A 19,628-nucleotide genomic window follows, 5' to 3' on the forward strand; every position below is an offset into this window, starting at 1 on the left:
TGGTGGTCGGTCGGTGTGGAGGCCGCCGCGTGGGCGGCGGCCGGTGCCGGTGCGACGGCCGCCCGAGTGCGGGGCGGCCGTCACGGCGTGGTGCGGGGTGGGTCAGTTCTGGACCTTCGGCGCGGCCTCGTACTTGTAGCCGGAGGGGCCGAAGTTCGCCTTGACGAGCTTCTCCCAGGTGCCGTCGGAGACCATCTTCTCCAGCGCCTTGTTGATCTTGCCGCGCAGCTCGTCGTCGCCCTTCTTCAGGCCGATGCCGTAGTTCTCGTCGCTCATCTTCAGGCCGACGAGCTTGAACTTGCCCTGGAGCTCCTTCTGCGAGGCGTAGCCCGCGAGGATCGAGGCGTCCGTGGTCAGGGCGTCGACGGCCTTGTTCTCCAGGCCGGTGAGGCACTCGGAGTAGCCGCCGAGCTGCTGGAGGTTGGCCTTCGGGGCGAGCTTCTCCTTGACGTTCTGCGCGGAGGTCGAGCCGGTGACCGAGCAGAGCTTCTTGGAGTTGAGGTCCTCGACCTTGGTGATCGAGTTGTCGTCGGCGCGGACGAGGAGGTCCTGGTGGGTCAGGAAGTACGGACCCGCGAAGTCGACCTCCTTCTTGCGCTTGTCGTTGATCGAGTAGCTGGCGACGACGAACTTCACGTCACCGTTCTTGATCAGGTTCTCGCGCTCGGCGCTCGGCGCCTGCTTCCAGTTGATCTTGTCCTCGGAGTAACCGAGCTCCTTCGCCACGTACTTGGCGACGTCGACGTCGAAACCGGCGTACGTGCCGTCCGGGGTCTTCAGGCCCAGGCCCGGCTGGTCGAACTTGATGCCGATGGTGATCTTGTCGCCGTTGCTGCCGGAGTCGGAGCCGCTGCCGCAGGCGGTGGCGGTCAGGGCGAGGACGACGACGGCCGCGGCGGCGGCGGTGCTGCGAAGCTTCATGGAGGAAAGTCCCTTGAGTAGGCGTGAGTGGGGAAGACTAGGTCGTCAACCCGCTCAGTGGTGAAGGATTTTGGACAGGAAGTCCTTGGCCCGGTCGCTGCGCGGGTTGCTGAAGAACTCCTCGGGTGTCGCCTGCTCGACGATCTTTCCGTCGGCCATGAAGACGACGCGGTTGGCGGCGGAGCGCGCGAAGCCCATCTCGTGCGTCACGACCACCATCGTCATGCCGTCCCGGGCCAGTTGCTGCATGACCTCCAGGACCTCGTTGATCATCTCCGGGTCGAGGGCCGAGGTCGGCTCGTCGAAGAGCATGACCTTCGGGTCCATGGCCAGCGCGCGGGCGATCGCCACGCGCTGCTGCTGGCCGCCGGAGAGCTGCGCGGGGTACTTGTCCGCCTGGGTGCCGACGCCGACCCGGTCGAGCAGAGCCCGGGCCTTGGTCTCGGCGGCCTTCTTCTCCGTCTTGCGGACCTTGACCTGGCCCAGCATCACGTTCTCGAGCACCGTCTTGTGCGCGAAGAGGTTGAACGACTGGAAGACCATGCCGACGTCGGAACGCAGCCTGGCCAGCTCCCTGCCCTCCTGGGGCAGCGGCTTGCCGTCGATGGTGATGGTGCCGGAGTCGATGCTCTCCAGCCGGTTGATCGTGCGGCACAGCGTCGACTTGCCGGACCCGGAGGGCCCGATGACGACCACGACCTCGCCGCGGGTGATCGTCAGGTCGATGTCCTGGAGGACATGCAGTGCGCCGAAGTGCTTGTTCACGTCGGACAGTACGACCAGGTCGTCCGCGGCACGCGGGGTGGCCTCGGGACTCTTGGACACTGACTCTCCGCTCATCGGCCTCTTGCTCCGTCCTCCTCGGTTGGGGAGGACACTAGAGACCCGATGTGACGACCGTCATCACATCTGAGCGGAAATTGAGGATAACGATACGGCCGCAACCGGACACAGAGTGTGAAGGTGACGGCCGGGCCGTACCGGGTCCATAACGGAAACGCCGGCGTAACAGGGGGACACTTGACTGTGACACCCATGTTCGGTGTTCATGCCCTGGTGGCACCTGGTACACAGAGAGCCGCCATCGACAGATCACGAAGCAATCTTCACGGAGGAGGTACGCATGCGACTGCTGCTCGTCGAGGACGACGACCACGTCGCCGCCGCTCTCTCCGCGATCCTCGCGAAGCACGGCTTCACGGTCACCCACGCCCGCAACGGCGAGGAGGCCCTCCAGGCCGTCCTGCCCACCGCGCAGGGCGAGCGTCCCTCCTACGGGGTGATCCTGCTCGACCTCGGGCTGCCCGACCAGGACGGCTACCAGGTCTGCGGCCGCATCCGGAAGCTCACCGCCACCCCGGTGATCATGGTGACCGCGCGCGGAGACGTGCGCTCCCGGATCCACGGGCTCAACCTCGGCGCCGACGACTACGTCGTCAAGCCCTACGACCCCGGCGAACTCCTCGCCCGCATCCACGCCGTCAGCCGGCGCAGGACCGGAGCCGAGGAGGCCGGCGGGACCCCGGGCGCCGCCGACGGGACCGTGCTGCGGCTCGGCGCCGTCGCCATCGAGCTGCCCACCCGACGGGTCAGCGTCGACGGCGAGAGCGTCCCGCTCACCCGCAAGGAGTTCGACCTGCTCGCCCTCCTCGCCCAGCGGCCCGGCGTCGTCTTCCGCCGCGAGCAGATCATCAGCGAGGTCTGGCACACCAGTTGGGAGGGGACCGGCCGCACCCTGGAGGTGCACGTCGCCTCCCTGCGCTCCAAGCTGCGCATGCCCGCCCTGATCGAGACCGTACGGGGCGTCGGCTACCGCCTCGTCGCCCCCGCGGCGTAAAACCCGGACGGCTCCGACGTGCGCACCCGACTCCTCCCGCTGCTCATCGTGCTGATGGCCGGCGTGCTGCTCGCCCTCGGCTTCCCGCTGGCCGCCAGCCTCGCCGCGTCCGAGCAGCAGCGGGTCGTCGTCGACCGGCTCGACGACGCCGCACGCTTCGCCGCCCTCGCCCAGTTCGTCAGCGAGAGCAGCCCCGGCACCGACGAGCGGCGCGCCACGCTCAGCGGCGAACTCGCCAGCTACCACGACGTGTACGGCATCCGCGCCGGGATCTTCTACCGCGACAACGGCACCATGGCCGCCGCCCCCGAGGACTGGGTCGTCCCGGACGGCGGGGAGGGCAGGCGCGCCTTCAACGAGGCACTGCTCGGCCGCCGCAGCCACGACCCGCCGCAGGTCTGGCCCTGGCAGGTCGACGCCCGGCTCACCATCGCCTCGCCCGTCGTCCGCGACGGGGACGTCGTCGCCGTCGTCGTCACCGACTCGCCCACCGGACAGCTCCGCTCCCGCATCCTGCGCGGCTGGCTGCTGATCTTCGCGGGCGAGGCCGCCGCGATGCTGCTCGCCGTCGGCGCCGCCTTCCGGCTCACCGGCTGGGTCCTCCGACCGGTCCGCGTCCTCGACGCCGTCACCCACGACATCGCCACCGGCCGGATGAACTCCCGCGTGGCCGCCACCGGCGGACCGCCCGAACTGCGGCGCCTCGCCCGCTCGTTCAACGAGATGGCCGACAACGTCGAGGACGCGCTCGAACAGCAGCGGGCCTTCGTCGCCGACGCCTCCCACCAGCTGCGCAACCCGCTCGCCGCGCTGCTCCTGCGGATCGAGCTGCTCGCCCTGGAGCTCCCCGAGGGCAACGAGGAGATCGCCTCCGTACGGACCGAGGGCAAGCGCCTCGCCCAGGTCCTCGACGACCTCCTCGACCTCGCGCTCGCCGAGCACGCGGCCGCCGAGCTGCGGCTCACCGACGTCGGCGCGCTCACCGCCGAGCGGGTCGCGTCCTGGCGTCCGGTCGCCGAGGACAAGGGCGTCACGCTGACCGGGCAGTGCGGGGCGGTCACCGCCTGGGCGGACCCGGTGGCGCTCTCCAGCGCCCTCGACGCGGTGATCGACAACGCGCTGAAGTTCACCCCCGCCGGGGAGGAGGTCACGGTCACGGTCGTCCCGGACCGGTCGACCGTCGCCGTCGTCGTCGCCGACCACGGTCCTGGCCTCACCGGGGAGGAGCTCGGCCGCGTCGGCGACCGCTTCTGGCGCTCCGGCCGCCACCAGAACGTCAAGGGCTCCGGCCTCGGCCTCTCCATCGCGCGCGTCCTGCTCACGGCGGGCGGCGGAGGCGTGGCCTTCGCCCCGAACGAGCCGCACGGGCTTCGGGTGACGGTCACGGTTCCGCGGCAGGCGCCGGAGCGCTAGGACGAGGGCGTCAGGGCTTCACCGACTGGTAGTAGCGGCGGGCGCCGTCGTGGAGTTTCAGGGGCTCCGTGTAGACGGCGGTGCGCAGGTCCACCAGCTGGGCCGGGTGGACCTGGCGGCCGATCCCGTCGCGGCTCCTGATCACCGTACGGGTGAAGCCCTCGACCAGGTCGTCGTCGGCGTCCACCGTGGTGACCAGGAGGTTCGCCACCGCCAGGGTCTCGATCGGCCGGCCCTCCTGCGCCTTGCCGTACGCGTCCGCCGGGATCGCAGCCGACCGGTAGTAGCGGGTCGAGTCGCCGACGTCGTGCAGCCGGTCGACCAGCTTCTCGTCCAGCGGGATCAGCCGGATCCGGAAGTGCCCGGACAGCGCCTGCACCGCCTCGGTCGGCAGTCCGCCCGACCAGAAGAAGGCGTCGAGCTCGTTCCGCTCCAGGAGCTCCGGCATCGTGTCGATGCCCGCCGCGACCGACCGCACGTCCAGGTCGGGGGTCAGGCCCGCCGCCGCGAGCACCCGGTCGGCGATCAGCCGCACGCCGGACCCGGCCTGGCCGACCCCGACCCGGAGCCCGCGCAGGTCCTGGACCTTCTGCACCGGGGAGCCGCTGGGCACGACGAGCTGTACGTAGTCGTCGTAGAGCCGTGCGCAGCCGCGCAGCCGCTCGAAGCCGGCCCTGCGCTCGCGCTGGTACTGGGCCACAGCGTCGGCCGTCGCGACCGTGAAGTCGGCCTCGCCCGTGGCGACCCGGGCCAGGTTCTGCTGGGAGCCCTCGCTGTCCTTGAGCGTTATCGACACCTTGGGCAGGTCCTGCGCCAGGGCGTTCTTGAGGAGCACGCCGTACTTCTGGTAGACGCCGGTGGGGACCCCCGTACTGAACGTGACCGAGCCGCTCGGGGCGGGGGAACCGAACGGGACCAGCCACCACACCAGCACCCCGCACAGCGCGAGCAGCGCGGCCGAGACCGCCAGGACACGGCGGCGGGCGGCACGGGAGAGCGAGGCGAACATGCAGCGATCCTGCCAGGTCGCCGGCGCGTCTGGCCAGGGACGGCGGTGACGGAGGCCCGCGCGGGTGTGCGCGCGGGCCCCGTGTACGTGCGGGTGGGCGGCGTGTCAGTAGGCGAACGCGGACTTGCCCGTCATGGTCGAGGCGACCTGGGTGATCCCGCTGCCCGGCGGCAGTGCCACGGTGGTCCCCGTGGGCGTCGTCGTGGTGCCGTCGCCGAGCTGGGCCGCCGCGTTGGCGCCCCAGCCGATCACCGAGCCGTCGTCGAGCGCGGCCACCGTGAAGTCGGCGCCGCCCGCGATGCTCTGGACGCCCTTGAGCGCGTCCAGGACGACCGGGGTGGTGCGGTTGGCGTTCGTGCCGTCGCCGAGCTGCCGGTCGGTGTTCTTGCCCCAGCCCGCGAGGCTGCCGTCGTCGAGGACGGCGAAGCCGGACGCGGAGGTGGCGAAGATCCTGGCCACGGCGTCGAGGTAGGCGACGTCGACCGGCTTGTTGCTGTCCGTGGTGGAGTCGTTGCCGAGCTGGCCCTCGGCACCCTTGCCCCAGGCCTTGACGATGCCGTCGGCGGTGAGCGCGAGGACGTGGTCGCAGCCCACGGCGATCGATTCGACGTCGACGAGGTCGGGGACCTTCTGCGGGGTCTCGCGGGTGGTGTTGTTGCCGGTGCCCAGGCGTCCGTTGTCGCCCTTGCCCCAGGTCCAGACCGTGCCGTCCTGCCGGAGCGCCACACTGAAGTCGCAGCCCGCGGCGACGTCCTTGACCTTGTCCAGGCTCTGTACGGGGATCGGGTTCTTGTACGGGTTGGTGGTGTCCTGGCCGGTGCCGAGCTGCTTGGAGGCGTTGCTGCCCCAGGCGAGGACCCGGCCGCCCTTGACGGCGAGCACGTGGTTGAGGCCGGCGGAGACCTCGCTCACGCCGGAGAGACCGGAGACGGTCGCGGGGAAGGACTGGGCGGTGAGCGTGCCGTTGCCGAGCTGGCCGGTTGCGTTGTTGCCCCAGCTCCTCACGGTGCCGTCCTTGAGGAGGGCGACGGCGAACTGGTTGGCGGCCGCGGCCGCGCCGCCTCCGCCTCCGGAGAGCTCACGGACGTCGTCCCGGGTGATGCCGGTGACGGCGGCGGGGGTCTGCTGGGCGAGGACGCTGCCGTTGCCGAGCTGTCCCTGGGCGTTCTCGCCCCAGGCGCGGACCCAGGGGTCGGTGCCGGCGGCGTGGGCCGTCAGGCAGGGGGCGGCGAGGGCGGTGGCCGCGGTCAGGGCGGTGAGCAGGGTGATGCGTGCGGGGAGTCTCATGGTGATCTTTCTGGTCAGTAGGCGTAGCTGGACTGCCACACGGTGGAGGCCGCGACGCGGGTCGTGCCGCTGCCGGGGGGCAGGGCGACGACGGGGGTGAGGGACGAGGTGGTGGTGCCGTCGCCGAGTTGTCCGGAGCTGTTGTCGCCCCAGGCGAGGACGGAGCCGTCGTCGAGGACGGCGAGGGTGTGCTTCCAGCCGCCGGCCAGTTCCTGGACACCGCTCAGCGCGGGGGCCGGGACCGGTGTGGTCCGGTTGACGGCGGTGCCGTCGCCGAGCTGTCCGCCGGCGTTCCACCCCCAGGCGCGGACGCTGCCGTCGTCGAGGACGGCGAAGTTGTGATAGCTGCCGGAGTAGATCCTCGCGACGCCGTCGAGGTGCTTCACGTCCACGGGTGACGGGCTGGAATCGGTGTCGTCGTTGCCGAGCTGGCCGTAGGTGCCGCGCCCCCAGGCCTTGACCGTGCCGTCGGCCGTGAGCGCGAGGGTGTGGTAGCAGCCGATGGCGATCGCCACGGCGTCCACCACGCCCGGCACCTTCTTCGGGGTGTTCCGGTCGGCTGTCGAGCCGGTGCCCAGCTGGCCGTCGGTGTTCCGGCCCCAGGTCCAGACCGTGCCGTCCTCGCGCAGGGCGGCGGCGTGGTAGCAGCCCGCGGCGATGTCCTTCACCTTGTCCAGGCTCTGGACGGAGACCGGGCGGGTCGTCGCGGCGGAGTCGGTGGCACCGTTCCCCAGCTGCCCGAAGGCGTTGTCGCCCCAGGCGAGGACGCGCCCGCCGCGTACGGCGAAGGCGAAGTGGACGCCGGCGGCTACCCGGGACACGTCCGAGAGGCCCGCGACGGCCGCGGGGAAGCCCTGGCCGGTGGTGGTGCCGTTGCCGAGCTGGCCGTTGGAGTTGCCGCCCCAGGCCTGGACGGTGCCGTCGTGGAGCAGGGCGAGGCCGAAGGAGTTGACGTTGTTCCCGCCGCCCGCGGCGAACTCACGCACATCCGAACGCGCGAGACCCTGCACGGACGACGGCGTCTGCTGGTTCAGCGTGGTGCCGTTGCCGAGCTGGCCCGCCGTGTTCAGGCCCCAGGCCCGTGCCCAAGGATCGCGGGGCTCGGCGTGCGCCGGGGAGACGGCGAGGCCGAGGAGCGCGAGGCAGGCGGCGACACCCCGTATGCACGCGTACGTCATGCCGGTCACCGGCCTCAGTACGCGTACGTCGTGTTGCCGCCCAGGGAGACGGCCACGTCCTTGATCGCCGAGCCTTCGTTGAGGATCTTCACCGAATCGAAGCGGGAGACCGTCGTGCCGTTGCCGAGCTGGCCCTCGCCGTTGTGGCCCCAGGCGAAGACGTCGTCCGCGGTGACGGCGACGCCGTGCCGGGCGCCCGCCGCGAGGTGCTGGACGCCCTCCAGGCGCGGGATCTCGACGGGGGCGGTGCGGTTGGTGCGGGAGATGTTGTCGCCGAAGGCCTCGTCGCCCTCCAGGAGCTGGCCGTACTGGTTGTTGCCCCAGCCCCAGACGTGGCTGTCGCTCGTCTTCACGTAGTTGTGGAAGGCGCCCGCCTCGATGTCGGAGACGCCCTCCAGCCAGTCGACGTCGACCGGCACCGTGGACGACTTGGTGGAGGAGTTGCCGAGCTGCCCGTAGAGGTTGTAGCCCCAGGACTTCACCGTGTCGTCGGCGGTCAGCGCGAGGGCGTGGTAGCAGCCGGCGTCGATCTCGACGATGTTCTCCAGGCCCTGCACCTGCCGGGGCACGGAGCTGGTGGCGCGGTTGCCGGTGCCGAGCTGGCCGTGGATGCCGCGGCCCCAGGCGTACACCTTGCCGTTCTCCAGGAGGGCGAGGCTGAAGTCGCAGCCGGCCGAGATCTGCTTGACCTTGGGCATGCCCTGGACGCGGTCGGGGAACGTGCGGCTGTCGCCGGTGCGGTTGTTGCCGAGCTGGCCGTAGGCGTTGTCGCCCCAGGAGTAGACCTGGCCGCTGGTGTCGAGGGCCAGGGCGTGCTTCCCGCCGGCCGCGATGTCCTTGATGTTGGTCAGGCGCGGGACGGTGGTGGGCACGGTCTGGTTGGTGTTGCCGCCGTTGCCGAGCTGGCCGGAGGAGTTGTGGCCCCAGGACTTGACCGTCTTGTCGGTCCGGGCGAGGACGAACGAGTCGGCCGAGGACGTGCCTCCCGCCGACATCTGGTCGACGTCGCCGCGGAAGAGGCTGGTGACCGAGGCCGGGCTGAGGCTGTCGGCCAGGGTGCCGTTGCCGAGCTGGCCGGTGCGCCCGGCGCCCCAGCTGAGCACGGTCGGATTGCCCTCGTTGGCGTTCGCGGCCGGGGCGAGCGCCGGGACGGCGGCGAGCGCGGCGGCCGTGAGGACGGCGGCGGCGAACGGTAGGCGCCGGGAGGGGGTACGCAGGGGACTGCGGCGTGTACGGGACATGGCTCTGCTCTCCTTCGATGGGGACATACGGGAGCGCTGCACCCGGTCGGCCGGCGGCTCCGCGGGAGGACGGCGGAGGCACGCGCGTGACGGGCGCGGGTCATGCGGACAAGCCGTGCCGGGCGCGTGGGCATGGGGTGCCCACGGCCGGGTGCAGCGGCCGGGACGGGCCGCCGGGCACAAGATCAGACTGGCCGAGAACGATCACCGCGGCGAGCCGGAGGCGCTGAAACACCCGTCCGACGGACGTCCGTTCGGGGGGCGCCTCTCCGGGGGCGCGTTCGGCTCCGGAGCGACCTCGCGGGGCGTCTTCGCGGGTGCCCCCGGCGGGCCGCCGAACGGAGGCGGCCGGGGGAGTGAGGGCCCCCGCCGCATACGGCCGCCCGCCCTCTCGCCCGCGCCCCGGAATCCCCGCGAAAGGATGGATCGGTGGGCCCTCGGACCGGCCCGCGAACGTCCCCGGTCCGGCCCTTCCCGGCGGCCCCGAGTGCGCTCCGCCGAAGTGGTGAGCGGGCCTGCGGGCGCGCGCCGCGCCGTGTGTCCTGCCGGGCCGCCGGGGCCCCTGCGGTTAGCGTCGAGTCACGCTCGGTGATCTTGAGGGCAGTCCCCTGTCCGCCCCTGGCGTCCCCTTCCGAGCTCGTCAAGTCACCCCTGTCCCAAGGGAGTTCCATGCCTCACGTGAAGCCGCGTCGCCTGCTCGGCGCCGTCCTCCTCGCGGCCGCCCTGGCCCTGCCCATGACCTCGGTCGCCCACGCCGAGGAGTGCAAGCCCGACGACCAGGCCTGCCTGGACAAGGAGGCCAACGCCAAGGAGGCGAAGGAGATCGAGGAACAGCAGAAGAAGACCCAGGAGGCGGCCGGCAAGGCCGACAAGGACATCAAGGACGTCGGCAAGAAGATCGACGAGTGCCCGCCCGGCTCCGATTCCTGCATGGGCAAGCTGACCGCCGGCAAGGGCGCCGCCGAGGAGAAGGGCGTCAAGGACATGACCGAGACCATCTCCACGTTCGAGCCCGAGCCCACCGACAACGCGCAGTCAGCCGTGACCTCCACCTGCGCCGACTTCCCCGGCTCCCTTCCGCAGGGTTCCGGCGACCCGGGACAGTCCCCCTTCCCGGTCGACCAGCTCTGCTCCCTGCTCGGCTCCTGAACACACCCACCCGCTCCCCCGAAGGGTTCCTTCGTCATGTCTCCGCGCAGTCCCCGCGCTCTCCTGCCCGCGCTCGTGCTCGGCCTCACCGCACCGCTCACCCTGCTCGCCCCGCCCGCCACCGCCGACGCGGGGCCGGGCGAGACCCCCGTCCCCCGAGCCCTCACCGCCGACGGGCGCCCGGCCAAGGTCGGCGACGTGCTGAAGTACTGCGGCTCCAAGCGCTCCGCCTGTACGTTCAAGATCGAACCGAAGCTGGGCCGTGAGTACGTCACCTCCGTGAAGTCGCTCGGCAACGCGGTGGTCAACTGCACCCAGAGCGACATGGCCGTCGAGCGGACGGTCAACCTGAGGATCAGCAGCACCGATAACATCGGCGGCGAGATCTCGGGGAAGATCGCCGCCGAGGGCACGGTCTCCGCCTCCGGCGAGGTCACCACGAACCTCACCAACGACATCACCAGCGAGAACAAGACCCCCAACCTCAAGGACGGCCCGACCTCGACGAACGGCACCAAGACCGGTGTCGCCGCGGGCGGCAAGGTGGCCGGCTCGCTGAGCGCCAAACTCGCCTTCGAGGCCGCGTTCAAGGCCACGTACTCCCGGTCCTGGACCATCGAGAACACCGAGACGACCGTCTACAAGAGCACCGTCAAGGCGCACGACATGCTCGTCTTCGGCGCGAGCATCGCCATGCGGCGCGTGGTCGGCAGCCTCGTCGCCGACACGGGGCAGCGGATCCTCAACATCGCCGTGGACAGCCCCTCGTCGGTCTCCAGCAGCATGTTCGTCGCCCAGACGTACGCGACCCCCACCGGCCTCTGCAACGGCACGCGGCCCAACGGGACCACCGCCCCCACCCCGGCTCCGGGCCCCGCCCCCGCCCCTGCTCCCGGTCCGCCCTCCGTCGCCGAGGTCCCCGCCGCGCGGGCCGTGCCCCCGGGCGCCGAGCCGAAGCGCGTCGTCGAACTGCCCGCCGACGCCGCCTGACCCGGGAGGAGAGCCACCGTGAACCGCACCACGATCGCCACCCTCGTCGTCCTCGGGGCCGCCGGACTCCTGCTGCCCGCGCTACCCGTGTCGGCCGCCCCCGCCGAGCAGGACGTGGCCGTCCTCAACGGCGACTTCGCCGAGCCCGTCATGAAGGGCGACGGCCCCACCACCGTCGGCATCGACTTCTGGACCGGCCTCAACCAGCGCTACTCGCCCACAGCTTCGGGCCGAACCGACGCCTCCCACGGCGTCGCCCTCCAGAAGGACGGCAACACCCTCCGCCAGCGGCTCCGCGGGGTCCGCGCCGGAGCCAAGGTCACCGTGACCTACGAGGACAGCCCCGCCGTCTCCAAGGAGTGCACCGGCGAACAGGTCGTCGACGGCCAGCCGTACGCGGTCGGCGGCTCCGGCGGCCCCGTCCGGGAGGTCACCACCGCCGGCGACCCGGACCGGATCAAGGGCACGCCAGGCAAGGGCCGTTGGACCGGACGCGCCTACGTCTTCACGGCCGGCGAGAACGAGCCGATGCTCACCTTCACCTCACGCGTCACCGACTCCCGCACCCATGTGACCTGTACGCCGATGATCGCCCGCATCCGCGCCGTCGAGGTGCCGCCCCCCGTCGACATGACCGTCGACAAGACGAACCTCGGCACCTCGGAGGCGTACAAGGGCAACGAACGCGAGAGCAGCCTGCACAACGCTGCCGCCGCCTGCAACGGCGAGAACGCCTGCACCTTCCGGCCGGACGCCCGGACCTCCTTCCGCTACTACGACGAGGCGCGGGTCGTCGGCGAGGCCTTCGTCAACTGCACCCGGAACACCCTGGAGCACAGCCGGCTCCTCTCGTACGCCGAGCGCAGCCACGACAGCATCTCCCAGACGTACGCCGAGGCCGGCCTCGCGCTCCCCGAGGTGGCCCGGCTGCCCACCACCGGCGTGCGGGAGGAGGACGAGAAGCGGATCAAGGAGCGGCCGATGGCCACCCAGTTCGCCCTCGCCTACGAGAAGGGCTGGCAGCGGCCCTGGCAATGGTTCAGCAGCGACCAGCGGACGGTGGTGGAGCGGATCCAGCCCGGTGAGGTCAGCTGGGTCGAGATGCAGCCGAGCCGCGAGCGGGTCGAGGGCTGGTTCGTCAGCAAGAAGGACGACTACCGGCTGCACGCCGTCATCGACGGACCCTCGCGTGCCGTGCCCGACCGGCTCCTCCAGCGCACCGGCCCCATGTCCGAGGCCGAGAAGCAGCGCTGCGGCGCCGCCCGTCCGATGACCACGACCCCCGTGGGGGCGGCCGCGCCCGCGAGCTCCAGCGACAAGGGCCTGCTCAAGACGCCGGCGCCGACCGCTGCGGGCGTCCGCGCCTCGGCCCGGAGCCTGCCGCTGAGGTAGTCACGGGCCCGCCACGGCGGTGAGGCGGCGCACCACCTCGTCCCGGCCCAGGGCGTGCGCCACGGCGACGAGGTCCGGGCTGCGGGTGGCGCCCGTCAGCGCGACCCGGACCACGTTCGCGACCCGCCTCGGCGGCCCCGCCCAGCGGTCCGGGTCCCGGCGCCAGGAGGCCGTGTCCGGGGCGAAGCCGTGGCGCCCGGCGATCTCCCCGAGCTTCGCGAACCACCCGTCGGGGGAGACCGCGGCGAACTCGGCGGCGACAGAGCGCACTTGGCCGGAAGGAAGGCCGCCGTAGCGGTCGTCCCCGGGCTCCGGCGCCGGGCCGAACAGCTCCGCGAAGAAGAAGCCGTACCGGTCGCGGAAGCACGACCAGCGCTCCAGGTCCTTGCGGGCCGGCGCGTCCTCCGGCCGGCCCGTCGCCACGGCCGCCAGGGCGAGGTCCTCGTGGCGGGCGAGCACGGAGCCGAGCTCCGGGTCGTACTCCTCCGCCCAGGCGAGCAGCTGCCCGTACAGCTCGCCCGGGGAGAGCGAGGCGATGAACTCGCGGCTCAGCGAGTGCAGTTTGGGCAGGTCGAGCAGCGGCCCCGAGGGGCGCATGCCGTCGAGCCGGACGTCGGCGGCGAGCGCCTCGGCGGTGGGGACGTCCATGAGCCGGATGTTGGCCAGGCCGCGCAGATAGTGCTGGACCGCGGCGGGCGGATAGCCAGCGGACAGGTAGTAGTCGACGGACGCCTCGGGGTCCTTGCGCTTGCTGAGCTTGCGGCGCGAGGGCCCCTCCGCCTTCATCAGCGGGGCGAGGTGGGCGTACGAGGGCGGCTCGAAGCCGAGCGCCGCGTGCAGCTGCAGATGGACCGGGGTCGAGGAGAGCCACTCCTCGCCGCGTACGACGAGGGTCACCCGCATCAGGTGGTCGTCCACGACGTGCGCGAAGTGGTAGGTGGGGAGCGGGAGTTCCTCTTCGGACGACTTGAGGAGGACGATGTCGTTGCCGTTGTCCTGCATGGTGACGGAGGCCCGGATGCGGTCCGTGAACCGGACCCGGCCGGGGAACTCGTACGGGCAGCGGAACCGCACCACGTACGGCTCGCCGGCCGCGAGCCGCCGCGCCGCCTCCTCCGGCGCGAGCGTCCGGCACGGCGCCCAGCGCCCGTAGTAGCCCAGCGGCGAACGCCCCGCCCGCTGCTCCTCCGCGCTCCGGGCGAGCAGCTCCCGCCCGCAGAAGCAGGGGTACGCGCGGTCGCGGCGAAGGAGGTCCCGCACATGGCTGAGGTACACCTCCCGGCGCTCCGACTGGAGGTACGGTCCCCACGCCCCGTCCCCGGCGACACCGCCCTCGTCCGGGGCGAGCCCGAAGGCCCCGAGCAGCCGCGAGAACTCCTCGGCGGCGCCCGCCACCTGCCGGGACCGGTCGGTGTCCTCGACGCGCAGCACGTGCACCCCGCCCGACTGGCGGGCGAGTGCCCGGGCGACGGCCGCCGTGTAGAGGCCGCCGATGTGCAGGTGTCCGGTGGGGCTCGGGGCGAAGCGCGTGACCTCGGCGCCGTCCGGCAGGGCGCGCGGACCGAACCGCCGCTCCCAGTCGGCCGGTTCCGGGAGATCTGGCGGGAACATCGCGTTGATGACGGACAGATCGAGCACGGTGGACTCCCTCCTGGGGTTCCTGGAGGGATCCACGGTAGGTCGATGACCGGCCGATTCGAGAGGAGCGACGGTCGGAGGCTGCGGAACTCCGAACCCTCCTCGGCGTTGTGGGCTGCGACGGACGGGTCCGGTCAGTAGCGTCCCGAGGACCGTATCCACGCAGCGGACGTCAGGGGGTGTGATGGGCGGCACGCGCGCGGTGGGCCTGCTCGCGCTCGGCTCCTTCGCCATGGGGACCGACGCCTACGCGATGGCGGGACTGCTCCCGGACATGGGCGCCGACCTGGACGTCTCCGTCTCCCTCGCGGGACAGTCCGTCACCGCCTTCACCCTCTGCTACGCCCTCGCCGCCCCGCTCTTCTCGGCCGTCCTCGCCCGCTGGGGCACCCGCACGGTCCTCGTCACCGCACTCGTCGTCTTCGTCCTCGCCAACGCCGGGACGGCGCTCGCCGGTTCGTACGCCACGCTGCTCGGCACCCGGGCCCTCGCCGGCGCCGGAGCGGGCCTCTTCACCCCGGCGGCGGCCACCGCGGCCGTCGCGCTCGTCCAGCCCGAGCGGCGCGGGCGCGCCCTCGGCCTGGTCCTCGGCGGGATGAGCGCGGGCACCGTGCTCGGCGTGCCGCTCGGGCTGCTCGTCGCGGAAGGATCCGGCTGGCGGGCGGCCCTGTGGCTGATCACCGGGCTCGGTCTGGCCGCGCTTGTGGGTGTCGCGACGGCGCTGCCGCCGGTGCGGGGAGCCGCGGCGCCCTCGCTGCGGGCCCGGTTGGGCGCCCTCGCCCGGCCCCGGGTCGCCGTGGTCGTCGCCGTCACCTTCACCCAGACCGTGGCGAGCCTCGGGCTCTACACCTACCTCCAGCCGGTGCTGCACCGCGTCGCCGGCATCGGCAGCGCCGTGCCGTACCTCTGGGTCTGGGGCATCGGCGGGGTCTGCGGCAGCTTCCTCGCCGGGACCCTCGTCGACCGGACGGGGCGGCCCGCCCGCCTCGCCGTCGTCCTCCTCGGCGTCCTCGGCGGCGCCCTGGCGCTGCTGCCGTGGACCGGCGCCGTACCCGGGCTCGTCCTGCTGCCGCTGCTCGTCTGGGGCGTGGTCGGCTGGGCCTTCGTCGTGCCGCAGCAGCACCGGCTGCTCGACGGCGAGGCCTCCGGGGCCGCCGCCGTCGGCCTCAACAGCTCCGCCACCTACCTCGGCGGCGCCGTCGGCTCCGCGCTCGGCGGCCTCGCCCTCGCCCACGGGCTCGACGCCGGCAGGCTCCCGCTCCTCGCCGCCGCGGTCGCGCTCACGGGAGTCCTCTTCCACCTCGCGGTGGCCCGGCGCCTCACCGGGCCACCCCTTCGGAACAACGCCCAAGGGGCCGGCGCCGTGACCGCGGCCCCCGAAAGGAACGCCTCATGAAGTTCGGCGTCAATCTGCCCAACTACGGGCCCGAAGCCACTCCCGACGCCCTCGCCGACTGGGCGCTGCGGGTCGAGGCGATGGGCTATCACTACGCCATGGTCTCCGACCACGTCGCGCTCACCCCGGACGTCCAGCACCTCTTCCCCGCCCCGTTCTACGACCCCTTCGCGACCCTCGCCTGGCTCGCCGGGGTCACCAGGACGGTCGGGCTCGGCACCACGGTGACGATCCTCCCGTACCGGCATCCCGTGCACACCGCCCGCGTCGCCGCCAACATCGACCGGTTCAGCAACGGCCGTCTCGTGTTCGGGGCGGCGGCCGGCTGGGCCGCCCGGGAGTTCGCCGTCCTCGACGTCCCGTACCGCAAGCGCGGGGCGATCAGCGACGAGTACCTCGCCGCGATCAAGGCCTGCTGGGCCGACGAGGTCGCCTCCTTCGACGGCGCCCACGTCTCCTTCCGCGAGGTCCACACCGGGCCGCTGCCCGTGCAGCGGCCGGGACCGCCCGTCTGGGTCGGCGGCCACAGCTACGGAGCGCTGCGCCGCGCCGTCCTCCTCGGCGACGCCTGGCACCCCACCTCCGTCTCCGGAGACTGGCTCCTCGGCGTGGGCCTGCCGACCCTCCGTCAGGTCGCCGAGGAGCAGGGACGGCCCGTGCCCGCCCTCTGTCCCCGGATCAAACTGCGGGTCACGCCCCGCCCCCTGGGCCCCGGCCGGCTGCTCGGCGAGGGCACCCGGGCGCAGATCGCCGACGACCTCGGACTCCTCCAGGACCTCGGGGCGGACGCCGTCGTCCTCGATCCCACCTACCCGGGCGACCGGCGGGAGGCGGGCCGCACCGCGCGGGACCTCGACGTCCTGGAGACACTGGTCAAGGAGGTCATCGACGTGGACGCCGGCTGCGTACGATGACGAGACGCTGACGAAGAGCGGGGGAGGGGTGCGGGACGTGGCCGATCCGGACCTGCGGAAGCTGCGCGTGCTCAGGGAGCTCAGCGAGCGCGGCACCGTCAGCGCGGCCGCCCAGGCCCTCCACCTCACCCCGCAGGCCGTCTCGCAGCAGATCAGCGCCCTGGGACGGGAGTTGGGCGTCCCGCTCACCGAACCGTCCGGGCGCCGACTGCGTCTCACCGGCGCCGCGCGGATCGTCCTCCGGCACGCCGACGCCGTGTTCACCCAGGTCGAGCAGATGCGCGCCGAGCTCGCCGCGCACGGCAGCGGCGAGAGCGGCGAGGTCGCGGTGGCCGGTTTCTCCACCACCCTCTCGGCGCTGATCCTGCCCGCCGTGGCCCGGCTCCGGGAGAGCCGGCCGCTGCTGCGGACCTCGCTGGCCGAGGTCGACCCGCCGGAGAGCTTCTCCCTGCTGCACCGGGGGGAGACGGACGTCGTCATCTCCGCGGACACTGCGGGGACGGCCGGCGAGGACCCGCGCTTCCACCGGGTCGCACTCTGCGACGATCCCTTCGACATCGCCCTGCCGGAGGGCCACCGGCTTCTCGACAGCCCCCGGCTGCTCCTCGCCGACCTCGCCGAGGAGACCTGGATCTTCGCGACGACCGGCATGTGCCACGACATCGGCGTCGCCGCCTGTACGGCCGCCGGGTTCACCCCGCAGGCCTCCCACGCCATCGGCGACTGGGATGCCACGCTCGCGGCGGTGCGGCTCGGCCTCGGGGTCGCGCTCGTCCCGCGGATGGCCAAGCCGGCGCCCCGGCCCGAGGTGACGATCCGCGCGTTCAGCGAGCAGGCCCCGTCCCGCACGGTCTTCGCGGCCGTACGGGAGGGCAGCCAGACCTCCCCGGAGATCGCCGCCGTCCTGGACGCGCTCCGCACGGTCGCCAGGGCGGCCGTCGCCGCCTGACCGGGCAGAACGCAATACGTCACGGCTCGTGGAAGGTACCGTCCACGAGCCGTTGCTGGACCCGCCCGTCCGCCGCTGCGAGGCTCGGTCCCGTACCGCGGACCACTTCGCGCGTCCCCTTTCTTCTCCCCTTGCCTTCCCCTGGAGCAGGAACACCCATGTCCAAAGCCACGTACGCGCGGCTGGCCGCGCTGAGCCTCGTCTGGGGCTCCGTCTTCCTGTGGATCAAGATCGCCGGATACGGCTTCTCGCCCGTCCAGATGGTGCTGATCCGGCTCGCCCTCGGCGCCGTCGTCATCCTCGCCATCGGCTACGCGAAGGGGCTCCGGCTGCCCAAGGATCCCGCCGCCTGGGGGCATCTGACGGTCGCCGCGCTCCTCGGCAACGCCGTCCCCTGGACCCTCTACGCCGAGGGCGAGATCGCCGGGTCCAGCAGCGTCGCCGCCGTCGTCAACGGCAGCGCGCCCATCTGGACCCTCGCGGCCGCGCTGCTCCTCGGCCAGGAGAAGCGGGTCTCCGCCTTCAAGGCCGGCGGCGTGCTGCTCGGCCTCGGCGGCACCGCGCTCATCGCCTCCCCCTGGAACGCCGCCTCGGCGGGCACCGGTTGGAGCATCCTCTGCTTCGTCCTCGGCTCGATCAGCTTCGGCGCCAGCTTCGCGTACATGGGCAAGTTCCTCGTGGGCAGGGGCATTCCGCCGCTGATGCTCGCGGGCGGGCAGCTCAGCGCCGCGACCGTGCTGCTCCTCGCCGCCTTCCCGTTCCTCGGCCTCCAGTCCGTGACCTGGCGCGCCGACTCGGTCATCTCCGTCCTCGTACTCGGCGTGGTCTGCACCGGCTTCGCCGCGCTGCTCAACTTCGAGCTGATCATCAAGGACGGGCCCACGGTCGCCTCCACCGTCACCTACCTGATGACCGCGGTGGCCGTCGTCCTCGGCGCCGTCGTGCTGCGCGAGCCGCTCGGCTGGACCGTGTGGCTGGGCGCCGTGGCGGTGCTCGTCGCCACCGGTCTGCTCCGGCGCAAGCCCCGCCCGGCGGCCGAACCGGCTCCCGAGGCCGCCCCCGTACCGGCGCCGGCAGCGGCCGATTAGCCGGACCTGACGTATTCAGCAGGACCCAGAAATGCCGGGCCGTCAGCCGCAACATTGTGTTCATTAATGGAGCGGGTGCCGGATGGTAGCGTCACAAGTGGAAACACCCGGCCTTTTATGGGGGAGTCGCACGTGGCTTTTGTGGTCGAACTCGTTTTCCGTGGCAATGAGACGGACCGGTTGAGTTTCGGAGAGGCTCACCGGGCCTACTGGAAAAGAATGGCCGCGCGCGGCATCCTGCTCGGCGGCGGGCCCTGGCGTGACGGCTCAGGGGAGTTCCTGGTCTGCGAGGCCCCCGACCGCCGCACGCTCTTACGGGTGCTCTACGCCGACCCGTACGCACAGGCGCAGGTCATCGGCGAGCTGCGGGTCCGGGAATGGAACGCCGTCATGGGGCACGTCGTGCTCGCCGGCCTCGAACGGTCCACCGGAGGCGCCGGGACCCACGAGCGAATACGCGGGGGCGCGCCGGCACCCGTCGCGCCGCTCGCCCCGCCGGCACCCGCCGCGCCGAGCGCCCGCGAGGAGCTGACCGCCCACGAGCGGCGCATCGCCACGATGATGCTCGACGGCCTGACGAACAAGCAGATCGCCGAGTCCTTCACGGTCTCCACCCGGGCCGTGGAGCTGCACATCACCCGGATCTACCGGAAGCTCGACATCCGCAGGCGCGCCCAACTGGCCGCTGCCATCGACCGGTTCGAAGCCGCGCTGGCCTGCTGATCCGCCCGTCCCGCCCCCCGTGATGAAAGGGAGTCGTCATGCCGCTCGTCGAGATAACCGTCCCCGAGGGCACCCTGTCCGAGGCCGCCGCGGAGGTCCTGCAGCAGCAGGTCGCCGACTCCGTGCTGACGGCCATGGAACTGCCCCGCACCGAGTTCTTCGCCGCCGCCACCTGGGTGTACGTCCGCGAGGCCGCCAAGGGGCTCGCCAGCACCGGCGCCGGCCGGCCCCCGGGCGTCCTGGTCGTCGTCACGCCCCTGGAGGGCTTCCTCACGCCCGAGCGCAACGAGGCGCTGGCGGTCGAGGTGACCCGGCACGTGCACGCGGCGACCGGGCCGGACACCGTCGTCTGGCTCGTCGTGAACGAGATCCCGGAGGGGAACTGGGCCGTGAACGGCGGACTGACCCGCCGCGCGAAGATCGACGAACTCGTCGCCGAGGCGAACCGCGCCAGCTGAATTTCATATTCCACTCGGAAAGGGCGCCGCACCGTATTCACGATG

Annotated in this window: 18 protein-coding genes; 11 read left to right on the top strand and 7 right to left on the bottom strand. The window is 72.2% G+C overall.

The genetic code is table 11. The features are described from left to right. Positions 1-102: 102 nt before the first annotated feature. Both ACFYX3_RS33120 and ACFYX3_RS33125 read right to left on the bottom strand, forming a co-directional pair. Positions 103-921 (bottom strand): glutamate ABC transporter substrate-binding protein, encoded by an 819-nt coding sequence (locus ACFYX3_RS33120; RefSeq protein ID WP_389021447.1) that lies wholly within the window; start codon positions 919-921, stop codon positions 103-105. A gap of 54 nt (positions 922-975) precedes the next feature. Further along, entirely contained in the window at positions 976-1,761 is a 786-nt protein-coding gene (locus tag ACFYX3_RS33125) for an amino acid ABC transporter ATP-binding protein (protein WP_389021450.1), read from the bottom strand. 283 nt (positions 1,762-2,044) lie between these two features. Here ACFYX3_RS33125 and ACFYX3_RS33130 point away from each other — a divergent pair, with 283 nt between their 5' ends. After that, positions 2,045-2,758, top strand: a complete 714-nt coding sequence (locus ACFYX3_RS33130) for a response regulator transcription factor (protein WP_385665148.1) — start codon at positions 2,045-2,047, stop codon at positions 2,756-2,758. An 18-nt stretch (positions 2,759-2,776) separates the two neighbouring features. Then, on the top strand, positions 2,777-4,171 hold the full coding sequence (locus tag ACFYX3_RS33135) for an ATP-binding protein (RefSeq protein ID WP_389021455.1): 1,395 nt from the start codon (positions 2,777-2,779) through the stop codon (positions 4,169-4,171). 10 nt (positions 4,172-4,181) lie between these two features. Here ACFYX3_RS33135 and ACFYX3_RS33140 read toward each other — a convergent pair whose 3' ends face one another. The 4 genes from ACFYX3_RS33140 to ACFYX3_RS33155 all read right to left on the bottom strand — a co-directional run bounded on the left by ACFYX3_RS33140 (position 4,182) and on the right by ACFYX3_RS33155 (position 8,886). Next, positions 4,182-5,180 carry a TAXI family TRAP transporter solute-binding subunit gene (locus tag ACFYX3_RS33140; protein ID WP_389021458.1) on the bottom strand — a complete coding sequence of 333 codons (999 nt, stop codon included), beginning with the start codon at positions 5,178-5,180 and terminating at the stop codon, positions 4,182-4,184. Positions 5,181-5,285: 105 nt separating this feature from the next. Then, entirely contained in the window at positions 5,286-6,467 is a 1,182-nt protein-coding gene (locus ACFYX3_RS33145) for an RCC1 domain-containing protein (protein WP_389021461.1), read from the bottom strand. A gap of 14 nt (positions 6,468-6,481) precedes the next feature. After that, on the bottom strand, positions 6,482-7,645 hold the full coding sequence (locus tag ACFYX3_RS33150; RefSeq protein WP_389021463.1) for an RCC1 domain-containing protein: 1,164 nt from the start codon (positions 7,643-7,645) through the stop codon (positions 6,482-6,484). Positions 7,646-7,659: 14 nt separating this feature from the next. After that, a complete protein-coding gene (locus tag ACFYX3_RS33155; protein WP_389021466.1) occupies positions 7,660-8,886 on the bottom strand; it encodes an RCC1-like domain-containing protein in 1,227 nt (408 codons plus the stop codon). A 678-nt stretch (positions 8,887-9,564) separates the two neighbouring features. Between ACFYX3_RS33155 and ACFYX3_RS33160 the strand changes: the two genes are divergently transcribed. The 3 genes from ACFYX3_RS33160 to ACFYX3_RS33170 are packed head-to-tail and all read left to right on the top strand — an operon-like array spanning position 9,565 to position 12,417. Further along, positions 9,565-10,035 carry a hypothetical protein gene (locus ACFYX3_RS33160; protein WP_389021469.1) on the top strand — a complete coding sequence of 157 codons (471 nt, stop codon included), beginning with the start codon at positions 9,565-9,567 and terminating at the stop codon, positions 10,033-10,035. A gap of 36 nt (positions 10,036-10,071) precedes the next feature. Beyond that, on the top strand, positions 10,072-11,025 hold the full coding sequence (locus ACFYX3_RS33165; protein ID WP_389021472.1) for a hypothetical protein: 954 nt from the start codon (positions 10,072-10,074) through the stop codon (positions 11,023-11,025). Positions 11,026-11,043: 18 nt separating this feature from the next. After that, entirely contained in the window at positions 11,044-12,417 is a 1,374-nt protein-coding gene (locus ACFYX3_RS33170; RefSeq protein WP_389021475.1) for a hypothetical protein, read from the top strand. On the opposite strand, the gene ACFYX3_RS33175 is transcribed toward ACFYX3_RS33170, so the two are convergent. Beyond that, a complete protein-coding gene (locus ACFYX3_RS33175) occupies positions 12,418-14,055 on the bottom strand; it encodes a glutamate--tRNA ligase (RefSeq protein WP_389021478.1) in 1,638 nt (545 codons plus the stop codon). It abuts the gene before it with no gap. Between the two features lie 184 nt (positions 14,056-14,239). Here ACFYX3_RS33175 and ACFYX3_RS33180 point away from each other — a divergent pair, with 184 nt between their 5' ends. The 6 genes from ACFYX3_RS33180 to ACFYX3_RS33205 all read left to right on the top strand — a co-directional run bounded on the left by ACFYX3_RS33180 (position 14,240) and on the right by ACFYX3_RS33205 (position 19,583). Beyond that, complete coding sequence (locus ACFYX3_RS33180) at positions 14,240-15,451, top strand: MFS transporter (RefSeq protein WP_389021481.1); 1,212 nt, start codon at positions 14,240-14,242, stop codon at positions 15,449-15,451. Beyond that, positions 15,448-16,365, top strand: coding sequence for a TIGR03619 family F420-dependent LLM class oxidoreductase (locus tag ACFYX3_RS33185; RefSeq protein WP_389021484.1), 918 nt, complete (start codon positions 15,448-15,450; stop codon positions 16,363-16,365). The genes ACFYX3_RS33180 and ACFYX3_RS33185 overlap by 4 nt, the downstream gene beginning before the upstream one ends. Positions 16,366-16,402: 37 nt before the next feature. Next, complete coding sequence (locus ACFYX3_RS33190; RefSeq protein ID WP_382663313.1) at positions 16,403-17,314, top strand: LysR family transcriptional regulator; 912 nt, start codon at positions 16,403-16,405, stop codon at positions 17,312-17,314. 158 nt (positions 17,315-17,472) lie between these two features. Next, positions 17,473-18,402 (top strand): DMT family transporter, encoded by a 930-nt coding sequence (locus ACFYX3_RS33195; protein ID WP_389021489.1) that lies wholly within the window; start codon positions 17,473-17,475, stop codon positions 18,400-18,402. A gap of 117 nt (positions 18,403-18,519) precedes the next feature. Beyond that, entirely contained in the window at positions 18,520-19,125 is a 606-nt protein-coding gene (locus ACFYX3_RS33200; RefSeq protein WP_385665126.1) for a LuxR C-terminal-related transcriptional regulator, read from the top strand. A 38-nt stretch (positions 19,126-19,163) separates the two neighbouring features. Beyond that, the gene (locus ACFYX3_RS33205; protein WP_389021494.1) at positions 19,164-19,583 is read left to right on the top strand and encodes a 4-oxalocrotonate tautomerase family protein; all 420 of its coding nucleotides are present in this window, start codon (positions 19,164-19,166) and stop codon (positions 19,581-19,583) included. Positions 19,584-19,628: the final 45 nt, after the last annotated feature.

Origin of the sequence: Streptomyces sp. NPDC002463 (genome assembly GCF_042889835.1) — a bacterium.
In the GTDB taxonomy this organism is placed as follows: domain Bacteria; phylum Actinomycetota; class Actinomycetes; order Streptomycetales; family Streptomycetaceae; genus Streptomyces; species Streptomyces nymphaeiformis.

Excerpts from the sequence above, each read along its gene's own strand:
- ACFYX3_RS33140 (WP_389021458.1), bottom strand. The coding sequence starts at position 5,180 with ATGTTCGCCTCGCTCTCCCGTGCCGCCCGCCGCCGTGTCCTGGCGGTC.
- ACFYX3_RS33130 (WP_385665148.1), top strand. The coding sequence starts at position 2,045 with ATGCGACTGCTGCTCGTCGAGGACGACGACCACGTCGCCGCCGCTCTC.
- ACFYX3_RS33150 (WP_389021463.1), bottom strand. The coding sequence starts at position 7,645 with ATGACGTACGCGTGCATACGGGGTGTCGCCGCCTGCCTCGCGCTCCTC.
- ACFYX3_RS33165 (WP_389021472.1), top strand. The coding sequence starts at position 10,072 with ATGTCTCCGCGCAGTCCCCGCGCTCTCCTGCCCGCGCTCGTGCTCGGC.
- ACFYX3_RS33145 (WP_389021461.1), bottom strand. The coding sequence starts at position 6,467 with ATGAGACTCCCCGCACGCATCACCCTGCTCACCGCCCTGACCGCGGCC.
- ACFYX3_RS33185 (WP_389021484.1), top strand. The coding sequence starts at position 15,448 with ATGAAGTTCGGCGTCAATCTGCCCAACTACGGGCCCGAAGCCACTCCC.
- ACFYX3_RS33200 (WP_385665126.1), top strand. The coding sequence starts at position 18,520 with ATGGGGGAGTCGCACGTGGCTTTTGTGGTCGAACTCGTTTTCCGTGGC.
- ACFYX3_RS33180 (WP_389021481.1), top strand. The coding sequence starts at position 14,240 with ATGGGCGGCACGCGCGCGGTGGGCCTGCTCGCGCTCGGCTCCTTCGCC.
- ACFYX3_RS33155 (WP_389021466.1), bottom strand. The coding sequence starts at position 8,886 with ATGTCCCGTACACGCCGCAGTCCCCTGCGTACCCCCTCCCGGCGCCTA.
- ACFYX3_RS33120 (WP_389021447.1), bottom strand. The coding sequence starts at position 921 with ATGAAGCTTCGCAGCACCGCCGCCGCCGCGGCCGTCGTCGTCCTCGCC.
- ACFYX3_RS33195 (WP_389021489.1), top strand. The coding sequence starts at position 17,473 with ATGTCCAAAGCCACGTACGCGCGGCTGGCCGCGCTGAGCCTCGTCTGG.
- ACFYX3_RS33125 (WP_389021450.1), bottom strand. The coding sequence starts at position 1,761 with ATGAGCGGAGAGTCAGTGTCCAAGAGTCCCGAGGCCACCCCGCGTGCC.
- ACFYX3_RS33205 (WP_389021494.1), top strand. The coding sequence starts at position 19,164 with ATGCCGCTCGTCGAGATAACCGTCCCCGAGGGCACCCTGTCCGAGGCC.